The following is a 13103-nucleotide window of genomic DNA, read 5'->3' on the forward strand; positions in this document are numbered from 1 at the left end:
GCGTCGTCAGTCTGCCGTCGCGGGATAGTCCAAGCTGTCCGTGGCAGGCGTCTCACGGTCACCGAGCCATGCGTGAACACCAGCGATGGTGGCCCACAGCACCAGCTGGCCGAACACGACTGTCCAGCGGTAGGCCGCGACGAGCGCGGCAGGAACGTCGCCGTGGACCGGGTTTGCCGGCGCGAGCACGACCGGAGCCGCAAGCAGCGCGAGCGGCAGCGCCGTGGCTCCGAGTCGAACAGCGGTGTGGCGGTGTTCCGTCCGCTGATACGCGAGCCCGGCAAGCACTGCGACCAGCGCCCCCAGCGCCATCAGGCCGGCGTACCACGCGAGGCGCGTCTCCGTTCCGAGCGCCTGCTCGACGCCCGGTGGCTGCGGCGGCAAGACGAGCCACGGCGCGCCGGAGACGGTGAGAAAGCCGGCTCCCGCAAGCACCAGTCGCTTCGTCGCGCCCGACCCGGGAATCGCAGGTTCGAAGAAGAAGTACGCCATGCCGAAGGCGGCGACGCCGAACAGCAGGCCCCAGAGGACGCCGCCGCCGATGCTGGCGACCGTCGTCGTCAGCTCGGAGACGGCCGGCCCGCCGCCGTGGCTGTGTCCGTGTTCGAACGTCTCCAGCCCGGCGGTGAAGGCGTTCCCGACCGTCGCGACAAACAGGCCGTAGACCAGCCCACCCGCCACGCCGGCTATCGCGCCGCGTTCGAGGTAGTTAGTCGCCATCAGTGGCAGGTGATGCCGGCGCTGTGTCGGAAGTTGTGCAGTGAGTCGTGCAACATTGGGTCTTGCACGAACAACAGCGTGAAGCCGAGCGCCGCCACCAGCGCGACGGCGATGGCGACCTGTGGACCAGTCAGCGACGCTCTGGCGCGTTCGATACGGTCGTGCACGCTGTCCGTTGCGCGTGCAGTGTCAGTGTCGTCCTGCATTGAAATCTCGTTTGTCTCAAGAACAAGTAAGATTGTAAAACTTCCGCCTGACACAGCTTCGGGGGTTACTGTTCGCTGGCGACGGCATCGACGCGTTCGGCGGTCAGCGCGTCCAGCGGGACGACTGATGCGTCTGTTTCGTCTACAACAAGGTCGAGCAATCCAGCGCGCCCCTCTTCACCAGCATTCACGATAACGGTCCGGTCGGCTGCTTCACCGAGCGTTCGCGCCGCAGTTCTGGTCGCTGCAACCGGACTCCCGTCGGCGGTGTTCGCCCGGCCGTCGGTCACGACGACGACGACGCCGGCGTCCGGGTCGGCGCGGTCGAGCACCTCGCGGGCGGCGGTCAGGCCGGCCGGCAGCGGCGTCCGGTCGCCGGTCGGCAGGTCCTTGAGGTGGCGGGCGGCCAGCGAGACGCTGTCGGTCGGCGGGAGCACCACGTCCGCGCTCTCGCCGGCGAAGGTGACGAAGGCGACCTGGTCGCGGGCCTGATAGGCGTCTTTCAGCAGTTCCAGCACGGTGCCTTTTGCGGCCCGCATCGCCGGGCGCATCGACGCGCTCGCGTCGACAGCGAACACGACCAGCGTCTCGGCGTCGCCTGCGCGAACGGACTTGCGGAGGTCTCGCGACTCGACGCGGCCGCTCCCGCGGCTGGCTGCTGCCCGGACCGACGCTGCAGCGTCGACCTCGTCGTCGCGGCCGGCACGCTCGGTGCGGACCGTTGCGCCGCGGGTCGTGCCCGTCGCGCCCGCGCGGCCGCTCGCCGCGCCGCCGTCCGTGTCGACCTCCGGGGCGTCCACGTCGGGCGCGTCGCTGTCGCCGACTGCCGCACGAGACTGGCCGGGCAGGAGCGGCGTCGCGTCCTCCGGGTCGTCGGGGCTGCCGTCCTCGTCACGGTCGTCGCCGGCATCCGATTCGGCCTCACTCCCCTGACCCTCCCCGTCTCCGTCTGCCGACGCGGGCGCTGGACCGCCCGGTTCGTCTCCCCCCTCGCGGTCCTCGGAGCGCTCGCCATCGTCGGGGCGCTGTTTCTGTGGGCCACCACCGGCATCGCCGTCCGAGTCGTTTCCGTCAGCCGCTGACTCGTCTGCGTCTTCTCCGCCCGCCGTCTCGTCATCCGCTTCACTCTCCGATCCGTCGGCTTCCCCGGTGTCGTCTCCGCTTTCCTCGTCTTCGCCCTCGTCGTCATCGAAGTGGTCGTCGAGCACGTCGTCCACGTCCGGCGCGTCCTCGAAGGGTCGAGAGGTGAGCCGGTGGGGCAGCGCGAACTCGGCGGCGCGCTCGATGTCTGATTCGAGAACCGTCGTCCGCCCGTCCAGTGCGGCAAACGTCCGGGCTGCTCGCGCTGTGGCGATATCGCCACGGTGGCCGTCGAGGCCGGCGTCCCGGCAGAGTTCGGCGATTTGCTCGCGGAACTCGCGGGCGAGGTCAACCTCGGGGAGAATCTCACGGGCGGTCCGCAGTCGCTCGCCGGGGTCGCGGTCGGGTTCGGTCCCGTCTCCCCCTTCGTCGCCCTCTCCGAGCGCCCGGTCGATGATGGCGACCCGGTCGTCGAGGGCCTCGCACGCGCTGACCTCGGTCTGGAGGGCGAAGCGGTCCCGGAGCTGGGGCCGCAGGTCGCCCTCCTCGGGGTTCATCGTCCCGACGAGGGTGAACGCGGCGGGATGCGTGACGGTGACGCCGTCGCGTTCGACGCGGTTCACGCCGCTCGCGGCGGCGTCGAGCAGCACGTCCACGAGGTGGTCGTCAAGCAGGTTCACCTCGTCGACGTAGAGGATGCCGCGGTTCGCGCGGGCCAGCAGGCCGGGGTCGAACTCGTGGTCGCCGTCCAGTGCGTCCGCCACGGAGAGGGTCCCGACGACGCGGTCCCGCGTCGCGCCGAGCGGGAGCGTCACCAGCGGGACCGAGCGCGTCTCGACGGGCGGGTCCGCGCGCGCCCGGCAGTCCTCACACTGGGCCTCGGGGCGGTCGGGCGGACAGCCGTAGGGACAGTCCGCGACCGCGCGCTGCTCGGGGAGCAGGTCGGCGAGGGCCCGCACCGCCGTCGACTTCGCCGTCCCCTTCTCGCCGCGGACCAGCAGACCGTCGAGGTCGTCGTCCGTCGCAACCGCCAGCAGGCCCTCTTTCAGGTCGCGCTGGCCGACGACGCCCGCGAACGTCGGCCCCTGCGAAGCTTTTTTGCCCGCGCCGAATACAACCATACTTGTATTAGTGCAAACGGAGATTTAATAACGTTATGCCACAGCTAGGACTCTACACCGCGACGGAGAACGAACTCGGGGCCGTCCAGCGGGCCGCGGGCGAGGTGAACGCGGACCTCGTCGTGCGCTCGGAGAGCGACCTCGACGACGAACCGGCGGTCGAGGCGTTCGTCGACGAACTGACCGACGCCGACGCCGTAATCCTCTGGCTCCACGGGGCCGAGGACAGCATGCCGGGCTACGACCTGGCTGTCGAGCGCCTGCGCGAGGCCGGCGTCCCGCTCGTGGTGAAAGCCACCGGCGACGCCTTCGCCTTCGAGGACACGTCGGTTCCCGACGAGCACCGCGAGACGGTCTACGAGTACTTGGAGAGGGGCGGCGCGAGCAACGTCGCCAACTGCGCCCGCTACCTCGTCGCGCAGTACGGCGACGCCGACCCCTCCTACGACGACCCGGTGACACTGCCGACGGAGGGGGTCTACCACCCCGACCATCCGGGTGCGAGCATCGAGGAACTGCGGGCGACGTTCGACCCCGCGAAGCCGACCGTCGCCGTCTGGTTCTACGAGTCCCACTGGACCCACGAGAACACCCGCTACGTCGACGCGCAGGTCCGAGCCATCGAGGCCCAGGGCGCGAACGCGCTCCCAATCTTCTGCGAGCCGGCGACCGACGCTGAGGGCCAGTGGAACGCCGAGCAGGTCACCGAGGAGTGGCTACTGGACGCCGACGGTAATCCGCTCGTCGACGCCGTTTGCTCGTCGTTCATGTTCTCGCTGTCGATGGACGAACGCGGCCGCAGCGCCGACGACGAAGGACAGGACGCCGAGGACGTGTTCCTCGACAAACTCGGTGTCCCCGTCATCCAGACCGTGACGACGATGCGCTCGCGCTCCCGGTACGACAGCAGCGACACGGGCGTGATGGGCTTCGAACTCGCGCTCTCGGTCGCGCTGCCGGAGTTCGACGGCAACGTCATCACGCATCCCATCTCGGGCAAGGAGCGCACCGACGACGCCGCCGACATCGGCAGCGCCCCGAAGCAGCACTTCCCAATCGACGACCGCGTCGACCACGTCGCACGCCTCGCAGTCAACTGGGCCGAACTGCGCCACACCCCGAACGACGAGAAGCAGGTCGCCGTCGTCCTGCACAACTACCCGCCGAGCGACGACGGCATCGGGACCGCCTTCGGGCTGGACTCGCCCGAGAGCACGGTGAATCTGCTCGAAGAACTGGACGCCCGTGGGTATGATTTGGGAGATACGATGCCCGACAGCGGCCAGTCCCTCGTCGAGCGGCTCACCGCCCAGCTCACCCTCGACGACCGCTGGGTCGCGCCCGAGGACGTACGCGAGATGAGCGTCGACACCGTCTCGCCGACCCAGTACGGCGAGTGGTTCGAGGCCCTCGACGCGGACTTCCGCGCGAACGTGGTCGAGGAGTGGGGCGACCCGCCCGAGCGCCCCTTCGCGATTCCCGGCGTGGAGTTCGGCAACGTGCTCGTCACGGTCCAGCCCCCGCGCGGGTTCGGCATGGACCCCTCGAAGGTGTACCACGACTCCGACCTCCAACCGCCCCACGACTACGTCGCGTTCTACCGCTGGCTCCGCAACAGCTACGAGACCGACGCCGTCGTCCATCTGGGCACCCACGGCAGTCTGGAGTGGCTGCCGGGCAAAACGGTCGGCCTTGACGGCGAGAGCGCGCCGGACCCGCTCATCGACGACATCCCGAACGTCTACCCCTACATCGTCAACAACCCCGGCGAGGGAACGCAGGCCAAGCGGCGGTCCTACGCCGCTATCGTCGACTACCTGACGCCGGTGATGGCCAACGCCGGAACGTACGACGACCTCGCCGACCTGGAGGAACTGGCCGACCGCTACCGCGAGGCCGGCATGGAGGACGCCCGCAGCGACGACGGCGAACACCTCGCCGAGCAGATTCGCCGGACGGTCGACGAACTGGACCTCGCCGTTGAACTCGGCATCGCCGGTGAGATTGACGAGAAAGCAGACGTGCGGGGACCAGACGAGGCCGGGTCGACGCTCGCAGAGGGAGACGTCGAAGGCGACGACCTCGACATCGACGCACTCGTCGAGCGCGTCCACGAGTACCTCACGGACGTGAAGACGACCCAGATTCGCAAGGGCCTGCACACGATGGGCGAACCGCCGGCCGACGACCGACTGGTCGACTATCTGGTCGCGCTCACCCGCCTAGAGAACCCCGGCGCGCCGTCGCTGCGCGAGAGCGTCGCGGGCGTGCTTGGCGTCGACTACGACAAACTCCGCAACGCCCCCGGCGAGTACGACGAGGCCCTGGGGATGACCTACGCCGAGGCCGCCGACCGCGTCCACGAGACCAGCAAGGACCTCGTGGGGACGCTCGCCGAGTACGACTTCGACGTGCCCGTGAGCGAACTCGACGACGGCGACTCGGAGGTCAACATGAACCTCCTCGTCGTCGACATTGACCCCCTCGGGGACGCCCGCGCTCGGTCCGGCGCGCACGACGACCTCCGCGAGGCGCTGGCCTACATCTGCGAGGAGGCCGCTCCGCGGGTGGCCGGTGCGGCCGACGAGATCCCCCGCACCGCCGACGCACTGGCGGGCGAGTACGTCCCGCCCGGCGGCTCCGGCGCGCCGACCCGCGGCGGCGTCGACCTGCTCCCGACGGCCAGGAACTTCTACACGCTCGACCCGCGGAAGGTCCCGGCCAAGACCGCCTGGGACGTGGGCAGCGAAGTCGCATCCGGCGTGCTGGAACGTCACGAGAGCGACGAGGGCGAGTACCCCGAGGAAATCGGCGTCGTCGTCTGGGGGACGCCGACGGTCCGGACCCGCGGCGAGACCATCGCGCAGGTGCTCGCGCTGATGGGCGTCGAACCGGTCTGGTCAGACGCCGGCCGCGTCGAGGACGTGGAGCCGATTCCCTTAGAGGAACTCGGCCGCCCGCGTATCGACGTGACGACGCGCGTCTCGGGCCTCTTCCGGGACGCCTTCCCCGCGGCGGCGGGCGTGGTCCACGACGCCGTCGACGCCGTGGTCGACCTCGACGAACCCCACGAGATGAACTACGTGAAAAAGCACGTCGAGGCGGAGACCGACGACCTCGTGGCTGACGGGATGGACGAGAGCGACGCCCGCAGCGCCGCCAAACACCGCGTCTTTACCACGCGACCGGGCGGCTACGGAGCCGGGACGAACAAGGCCGTCGACGAGGGCAACTGGGACGACCGCTCGGACCTCGCCGACGTGTACGTCCAGTGGGGCGGCTACGCGATGGGCTCGCGCGGCCGCGTCAGCGAGGCCCACGAGTCCTTCGAGCGCCGCCTGTCCTCCGTCGACGCGACGGTCAAGATAGAGGACACCGCTGAACAGGACGAGTTCGACTCCTCGGACTGGTACGCCTTCCACGGCGGGTTCATCTCCGCCGTCACGGAGATAGCCGGTGAGGAGCCAAATTCCTACGTGGGCGATTCATCGGACCCGGACAACGTCGACGTCTACACCAACGAGGAGAAGGTGCGCAAGGCGATGCGCGCCCGCGTCCTCAACCCCGCCTGGCTCGACTCGATGGAGGAGCACGGCTACAAGGGCGCGGGCGACCTCTCGACCACGGTCGACGTGGTGCTGGGCTGGGACGCCACCACCGGCGTCGTCAGCGATACGCTGTGGGACGACGTGGCCGAGCGCTACGCCTTCGACGAGGACCGCCAGGACTGGCTCCGGGACGTGAACCCCTGGGCGCTGGATTCGATTACTGACACGCTGCTGGAGGCCATCGACCGCGGCCTCTGGGACGCCGACGACGAGACGCGCGACCGCTTGCGGGACCTGAATCTGGAAGTGGACGGAGACCTCGAAGCGCGCAACAGCAGTGCGGAACGGACGGAGGTGGCTTCAGATGACGACTGACGGCGCGACCCCGGAGGGGTCGCGAGACGGAGGCGGTGAAGCCGCCGACGCAGACGACGCGACAGACGCTGAGACGAACGACGAGGACGACTTCGAGGAGTACGCCGACCTCGGCGCGACGACGGAGAACGCGATGGACATCGCCGAGACGTCGATGGACCGCGTTCGCCGACTCGTCCCCGACGAGACGCTGGCCGACCGCATCCGCCAGAAGTCCGTCCACGCGACCGGCGACCCAGAGTTCCAGCACCTCGTCCGCTTCACCGGCGCGGACGACGACGAACCGGTCCGCGCGGGGGCACAGGCCGTCCTCGACGAACAGCCCATCGTCACCGACATCACGATGGTCAAAGCGGGTATCACCGGCCGCGGCCACGACTGCCCGGTCCGGAAGGCCATCGGCAACGGCGCGGAACTGGCCGCCGAGACCGGCATGACCCGGACGGCCGCGTCGGTGCTGGAACTCGACCGCGAGGGCGTCTACGACGGCGCTATCGCCGTCGTCGGGAACGCGCCAACGGCGGCGCTCGCGCTCGCTGACTGTATCGAGGACGGCACCCGGCCGGCCGTCGTCGTCGCGACGCCCGTCGGCTTCGTGAAGGCCGCCGAGAGCCGGGAGCGGCTCCGCGAGGTGGCGGCCGAGCACGGCGTCCCGACGATTACGAACGTCGGCCGCCGCGGCGGGAGCGGGCTGGCCGCCGGCCTGACGAACGAACTGGTGCACGTCGCCAGTGACGTGCGGGAGGGCGACGTCTCCCTGGATGACTGAAGGAGACGACTACGACCTCGATAGCGGGCCGGACCCCGCCGCCCTTGCGGCGAGCGCGCCCGAGGACCCCGCCGCCGACCGGCCGGTCAACGCCGTCGGAATCGGACCGGGGAACCTCGACTTCCTCACGCCGCGGGGCGAGCAGGCGATTCGGGAGGCCGACGTGGTCGTCGGCTTCGAGACGGTCGTCGACTTCGTCGCCGAGCGCACCGACGCCGACCTGCTGACCTGTGGCTACCGCGACGAACTCGATACGCTGGAGGCCTTCGCCGAGCGCGTGGCCGCCGGCGAGCGCGGGACGGCCGTGCTGATGGGCGACCCGAACCACTCGGGTTACCAGTTCGTCGGGAAGGTCCAGCGGGCCGTCGACCGCCCCGTCCGCGTCGTGCCGGGCATCTCGTCGCTCCAGGTCGCGGCCAGTCGCGCCCGAACGCCGATGGAGGACACGACGTTCGTCACGCTGCACAAGAGCGGTGACCTCTCGGCCGACCTCGACCGACTTCGGAGCGATGTGGGTGACCGACACCTGCTCGTCCTCCCGCGCCCGTTCGACCTGATGCCCGAGGACGTTGCGACTGAGTTGCTCGACGCCGGCGGCGACCCCGATCTGCCGGCGCTGGTCTACGAGCGACTCACCCACGACGACGAGGCCCGCACCGCGACGACGCTCGGCGACCTCGCACAGGATTCCGGCGGTGACAGCAGGGAGGACACGCGGTTCTCGGACTTGTCGGTGTTCGTCGTGCGGCGAGAGTGACGCGCGCGCCTCCAGTCCTGTCTAGCTAATTTCGGCCGTCCATCCCTGCCGTCGCCTGTACTCGCTGATAAGCCGGAACGCGAGCACGTAGCCGACAGCGGCGAACACGACGGCCAGAACGACGTTCCCCGTCCACAGTCGGACCAGCACGTCGCTCCCCATCGAGACCGAGACACCGTCAAACGACAGGCCGGGCACCGGCCCCAGAATCTGGTTCCCGAGCCAGAAGCTCGTCGCGTACACGCCCCACTTGACCGGCGGGTTGAGTATCAGTACAGACGCGAACAGCGCAACCTTGCTGAGTTGTTTGAACAGGTACGCGAGAACGAGGAAAGCGAGAAAGCCAGTCCCTAGCGTCGGGAGCGCGGTGAGGAACACGCCCACACTGAAGCTCACCGCGACTTCCCGCGGCGAGTGGTCTTCTATCAGCGCAGCCACGAGCTTCTCTTTGACCTGTTCCCGCGTCTGCGCTACTCGTCGGCGAACCATCTACGTGTCAGGATGTACCGTGGGTACAAATCGCTTCCTCTCGTTCGGCGTCCCCGGTTCTGACGCCGCGCCAGCCCTAATCGCCTTCACCGTCGGTCGCCATCGGCCGGTTTGTCGCGGCCAGCGTCGCCTCGAACGTCTGTGGCGTGCGTGAGTCGGCCATCGTCCGTGCCGTCTCGACGGCGGTTGCGACGGCCTCGGTGACAAGCGGGTGGTCGTCCAGCGTGTCGGTGTAGGCGAGTCCGCCCCTGTCGAGGTCGAGCTTGGCGGGAATCTGTGTCTCTGTCGCGTCAGTCGGCGCGAGAAAGAGCGGCACAGCGACGGCGTGGTCGTGGGTGAGATTGTATCGGACACATTCGACAGCGGGGTTCTGAAGCAGATAGCACGGCTCCACCTCGCCGAAGGCCGAGCGCTCGCGCAGGCGCTCGGCGTGGTATTCAGTCACTTGACGCTGGTACGGCTTGCCGCTGGAGCCGAAGGCGACGAGCGCGACGGAGGTGTCGGGGGCCTCCGGGACCGCAGCGGCGGCACGGTCCCGGAGCGCTTCGGTCAGCAGCGGGCTCCGCCCGACTGGTTCACAGTAGTGCGTCTCGGCGTTGACCTCGTCGAGTACCGCTGGCACGTCCGTGACTGTCGCGTGGTCGTGAGCGACGGTCATCGGCAGCGCGAACACGCGGTCGGCGTCGATGGCTACCAGTTCGTCGCGTAACTCCCGACGGGGTTCGTGGTCGTAGGTCAGCACCGCCACGTCAGTAGCTACCCCACGCTCGCGCAGCCGGCGAGCGTGTGTCTCGTAGGGCGTAGCGCGTGGCGTGTCCCGACCGATGAGCAGGAGTGTGTCGTGTGGCATTGGTAGCGTCCGACGCTAAAACAATCTGAGTTGTTTTAGCGAAAGTTGGCTTGCCTGAACGTTGGCAGGAATCCACTAATACCTTTGGGTCCTGCCGCTCGGACGTCGGCGACCCGCTATCCGAGCCCGGGCACAGGGGCTTATACGCAGTCGAGCGCAATTCCGGGCTATGGACGTGACAGAGACCGACCTGCCTGGTGTGGGAAAGAAACACGAGGTGGACATCGGCGGCGGGCAGCAACTGGTCGTCGTGACCCACAACACGGGTACACGCGAACTGTACCTCAAAAAGGACGAGGACGCCGACTCCGAGAAACTCCTCGAACTCTCTGACCGGCTGGCGCGGATGGTCGGCACGATACTCGAAGGCGCGTACTTCCAGCCGGTCGAATCCAGCCACGTTGAGACGATGCTGTCGGAGGGGACGCTGCTGGAGTGGTACGCGGTCGAGAGTGATTCGCCGCTGGTCGGCGAGACGCTGGCGGGTGCGAACGTCGGGCAGCGGACCGGTGTCACTGTCGTCGCGATACAGCGCGATGACAACGTCATCGCTGGCCCGTCGCCTGACATGCAGATCGAAGCCTCGGACACCCTCGTGGTTATCGGCGAACGCGAGAACTGTGAGCAGTTCGAGAAGCTCCTCACCGGAGACCTGTAGATGGCTGGGACCGAAGCGCCGGAGGCCCGCCGTGGCTGACCTGCTCGGCATCGGTGTCTTGTTCGCCGCCGTCGCCGCCGCCACGCTCGTCGCTGTGTGGCTGAACAAGTCGGTGATCCCGTTTTACATCATCATCGGGATGCTGCTGTCGCCGTCCGTTGCGGGGCAGTTTTCCGTCGCCGGCTACGGCCTTCCCGTCGTAGAGTCCTCGGAGTTCGTCGAGCTCGGCGCGGAACTGGGTATCGTCTTTCTGCTGTTTTTCCTGGGGCTGGAGTTCAACCTCGACCGGCTGCTGGAGAGCTGGGAGCGCATCACCAGAGCGGGGACCATCGACCTCGCCATCAACTTCGGTGCCGGTCTCATGCTCGGGTTCGCGCTGTTCCGGGACCCGCTCGCGGCCTTCCTCACCGCCGGTATCGTCTACATTTCCTCGTCGGCCATCATCACGAAGTCGCTCATCGACCTCGGCTGGATCGCCAACGACGAGGCCGACCCGATGCTCGGGACGCTCGTGTTCGAGGACCTGTTCATCGCCGTGTACCTCACAGTCGCAGCCGCGCTCGTCACTGGGGGATCTGATGTGGCGGCCGCCGCGACCTCCGTCGGCATCGCGCTGTCGTTCATCGTTGCACTCCTGCTCCTGGCCCGCTACGGGACGCCGTGGTTCGAGCGGGCCTTACAGACGACTTCGAACGAGTTCACGGTGGTCCGGGCCGTCGGCATCACGGTCTTGGTCTCCGGTTTCGCCCTCGCTATCGGCGTCAGCGAGGCCGTCGCCGCGTTCTTCGTCGGCATGGCCTTCGCCCCGACCACTCACACGCACAAACTGGAGAGCCTGCTGGAACCGCTCCGCGACACGTTTGCGGCGGTGTTTTTCTTCTGGATCGGCGTCGAGACCGACCCGCGGCTGTTCGCCGGCGTCGCGGGGCTTGTCGCCGCCGCTATCGTCGTTACGACACCGACGAAAATCCTATCCGGCTATCTGAGCGGCCGCGCCTACGAGCTCAACCCCCGGCGGTCGATGCGTGTCGGCCTCGGGATGGTCACCCGCGGCGAGTTCTCCCTGATCATCGCCGCCGTTGCGCTGACCGGCGCAGGCACGTCGCTGTCGACAGCGCTGGCCAACGCGGTCTACTCGTTTACCGTCGCCTACGTCCTTCTGATGAGCATTCTCGGAACGATGCTGATGCAGTACTCGGCCCCTTTCGAGCAGTTCGCGACAGCGCGGTTCGGAACGGAGTAACGAAAAAAACGCGAGCCGGTTCTACAGTTCGCTGTCGGGAACGACTACGACCTTTCCGAAGCCCTCGCGGTCCTCGATTATCTCGTGTGCTCTGGCGATTTCGCTCATGGGGAGCGTCTCGCGGACCCGTGGTTCCATTTCTCCTTGCCAGACCAGCTCCAGCACTTCGTCGGCCTGACCCGGAGTGGCCATCGTCGAGCCGATGACCTGCAACTGGTTCCAGAAGATGCGGTTGAGGTCCGTCTCCGGGTTGCCACCGGTTGTCGCCCCGCAGGTGACGACGCGACCACCCTTGACGAGGCTCTTGAGCGAGTCCTGCCAGGTCTGTGCGCCGATGTGGTCGACGACCATATCGACGCCGCGGCCGTCGGTCAGGTCCCGAATCTCGCTCGCGAAGTCCGCCTCCTCGTAGTTGATGGTGTGATCCGCACCCAGTTCTTCTGCGTAGTCAAGTTTCTCCCGGCTGCTGGCGGTCGCAAACACCTCCGCGCCGGCGTGGTCTGCGACCTGGACGGCAGCGTGGCCGACGCCGCCGGACGCGCCGAGAACGAGGACGGACTCGCCGGATTTCAGGTCGCCGCGGTCGCGAAGCATCCGCCAGGCGGTCTGGAACACAAGCGGCGACGCGGCGGCTGTCTCCCAGTCGACGCCTTCGGGGACTGGCGTGAGGTTCTCGGCAGGCACAGCGGCGTACTCGCTGTGGACGCCCCGGACGTGTTCGCCGATGATGTGGAAATCCGGCGCAAGTGTCGGGTCACCCTTTCGCGTGAACTCGTCGCCACCGCCGCTTTTGCCGGCGAGGACGGCCACCCGGTCGCCGGGTTCGAACCGCGAAACGTCGTCACCGACTTCGTCGACGACGCCCGCGGCGTCGCTGCCGGGGATATGAGGCATGTCGAGGTCGACGCCGGGAAGGCCGCGCCGGGTCCATATGTCGAGGTGGTTCAGCGCGGCCGCCTTCACGTCGATGACCACCTCGTCGCGGTCGGGTTCGGGGTCGGGAAACTCGCCATACTCGAGCACATCACGGTCGCCGTGACTGTCGAACTGAACGGCTTGCATCGTCACCACTTCCCGTGGCTTGGTTATAAACGCCAGCCTCCCGGACGATACTAGTCGTGGTTGCACTACTGCGGTCGTACACCTGTATCTGGATACATCATAATCTATCTACTTACGGGAATTATATTCTCATAATACGGGCAATATTTAGATATAGCAGAGATACGGTGCCCTATTATATCTAGTGCGTCGAGAAAAGCTAAATATAAACTTGAAAAGTGGATA

11 protein-coding genes are annotated in these 13103 nt (G+C 67.7%); 5 read left to right on the top strand and 6 right to left on the bottom strand.

What is annotated here, in order from left to right; genetic code table 11:
- Positions 1–6: 6 nt before the first annotated feature.
- From BVU17_01340 to BVU17_01350, 3 genes are all read right to left on the bottom strand, one after another.
- Positions 7–720, bottom strand: coding sequence for a hypothetical protein (locus BVU17_01340; protein ID AUG46224.1), 714 nt, complete (start codon positions 718–720; stop codon positions 7–9).
- Positions 720–926 carry a cobalamin cluster protein gene (locus BVU17_01345; protein ID AUG46225.1) on the bottom strand — a complete coding sequence of 69 codons (207 nt, stop codon included), beginning with the start codon at positions 924–926 and terminating at the stop codon, positions 720–722. The genes BVU17_01340 and BVU17_01345 overlap by 1 nt, the downstream gene beginning before the upstream one ends.
- A 65-nt stretch (positions 927–991) precedes the next feature.
- Complete coding sequence (locus tag BVU17_01350) at positions 992–3127, bottom strand: magnesium chelatase (protein AUG46226.1); 2136 nt, start codon at positions 3125–3127, stop codon at positions 992–994.
- Positions 3128–3162: 35 nt separating this feature from the next.
- On the opposite strand from BVU17_01350, the gene BVU17_01355 reads away from it, so the two are divergent.
- Genes BVU17_01355 through BVU17_01365 form a run of 3 tightly spaced genes read left to right on the top strand, consistent with a single transcriptional unit; the run spans position 3163 to position 8576 of the window.
- The gene (locus BVU17_01355) at positions 3163–7050 is read left to right on the top strand and encodes a cobaltochelatase subunit CobN (GenBank protein AUG46227.1); all 3888 of its coding nucleotides are present in this window, start codon (positions 3163–3165) and stop codon (positions 7048–7050) included.
- Entirely contained in the window at positions 7040–7819 is a 780-nt protein-coding gene (locus BVU17_01360) for a precorrin isomerase (GenBank protein AUG46228.1), read from the top strand. The genes BVU17_01355 and BVU17_01360 overlap by 11 nt, the downstream gene beginning before the upstream one ends.
- Positions 7812–8576 (top strand): precorrin-6y C5,15-methyltransferase (decarboxylating) subunit CbiE, encoded by a 765-nt coding sequence (locus tag BVU17_01365; protein ID AUG46229.1) that lies wholly within the window; start codon positions 7812–7814, stop codon positions 8574–8576. Before BVU17_01360 ends, BVU17_01365 begins: the two co-directional genes overlap by 8 nt.
- Before the next feature lie 21 nt (positions 8577–8597).
- On the opposite strand, the gene BVU17_01370 is transcribed toward BVU17_01365, so the two are convergent.
- Complete coding sequence (locus BVU17_01370; protein ID AUG46230.1) at positions 8598–9065, bottom strand: hypothetical protein; 468 nt, start codon at positions 9063–9065, stop codon at positions 8598–8600.
- A 76-nt stretch (positions 9066–9141) separates the two neighbouring features.
- Positions 9142–9915 (bottom strand): cobalamin biosynthesis protein CbiX, encoded by a 774-nt coding sequence (locus tag BVU17_01375; protein AUG46231.1) that lies wholly within the window; start codon positions 9913–9915, stop codon positions 9142–9144.
- 169 nt (positions 9916–10084) lie between these two features.
- Between BVU17_01375 and BVU17_01380 the strand changes: the two genes are divergently transcribed.
- Positions 10085–10573 carry a potassium transporter TrkA gene (locus BVU17_01380; protein AUG46232.1) on the top strand — a complete coding sequence of 163 codons (489 nt, stop codon included), beginning with the start codon at positions 10085–10087 and terminating at the stop codon, positions 10571–10573.
- A 31-nt stretch (positions 10574–10604) separates the two neighbouring features.
- Positions 10605–11816: a sodium:proton antiporter gene (locus tag BVU17_01385; protein ID AUG46233.1), complete on the top strand. Its 1212-nt coding sequence runs from the start codon at positions 10605–10607 to the stop codon at positions 11814–11816.
- A 21-nt stretch (positions 11817–11837) separates the two neighbouring features.
- On the opposite strand, the gene BVU17_01390 is transcribed toward BVU17_01385, so the two are convergent.
- Positions 11838–12878 carry an alcohol dehydrogenase gene (locus BVU17_01390; protein AUG46234.1) on the bottom strand — a complete coding sequence of 347 codons (1041 nt, stop codon included), beginning with the start codon at positions 12876–12878 and terminating at the stop codon, positions 11838–11840.
- Positions 12879–13103 lie beyond the last annotated feature (225 nt).

The sequence above is a fragment of the Haloarcula taiwanensis genome, from assembly GCA_002844335.1.
Taxonomy (GTDB): domain Archaea; phylum Halobacteriota; class Halobacteria; order Halobacteriales; family Haloarculaceae; genus Haloarcula; species Haloarcula taiwanensis.

Excerpts from the sequence above, each read along its gene's own strand:
- BVU17_01370 (AUG46230.1), bottom strand. The coding sequence starts at position 9,065 with ATGGTTCGCCGACGAGTAGCGCAGACGCGGGAACAGGTCAAAGAGAAG.
- BVU17_01365 (AUG46229.1), top strand. The coding sequence starts at position 7,812 with ATGACTGAAGGAGACGACTACGACCTCGATAGCGGGCCGGACCCCGCC.
- BVU17_01350 (AUG46226.1), bottom strand. The coding sequence starts at position 3,127 with ATGGTTGTATTCGGCGCGGGCAAAAAAGCTTCGCAGGGGCCGACGTTC.
- BVU17_01360 (AUG46228.1), top strand. The coding sequence starts at position 7,040 with ATGACGACTGACGGCGCGACCCCGGAGGGGTCGCGAGACGGAGGCGGT.
- BVU17_01340 (AUG46224.1), bottom strand. The coding sequence starts at position 720 with ATGGCGACTAACTACCTCGAACGCGGCGCGATAGCCGGCGTGGCGGGT.
- BVU17_01390 (AUG46234.1), bottom strand. The coding sequence starts at position 12,878 with ATGCAAGCCGTTCAGTTCGACAGTCACGGCGACCGTGATGTGCTCGAG.
- BVU17_01355 (AUG46227.1), top strand. The coding sequence starts at position 3,163 with ATGCCACAGCTAGGACTCTACACCGCGACGGAGAACGAACTCGGGGCC.
- BVU17_01380 (AUG46232.1), top strand. The coding sequence starts at position 10,085 with ATGGACGTGACAGAGACCGACCTGCCTGGTGTGGGAAAGAAACACGAG.
- BVU17_01345 (AUG46225.1), bottom strand. The coding sequence starts at position 926 with ATGCAGGACGACACTGACACTGCACGCGCAACGGACAGCGTGCACGAC.
- BVU17_01375 (AUG46231.1), bottom strand. The coding sequence starts at position 9,915 with ATGCCACACGACACACTCCTGCTCATCGGTCGGGACACGCCACGCGCT.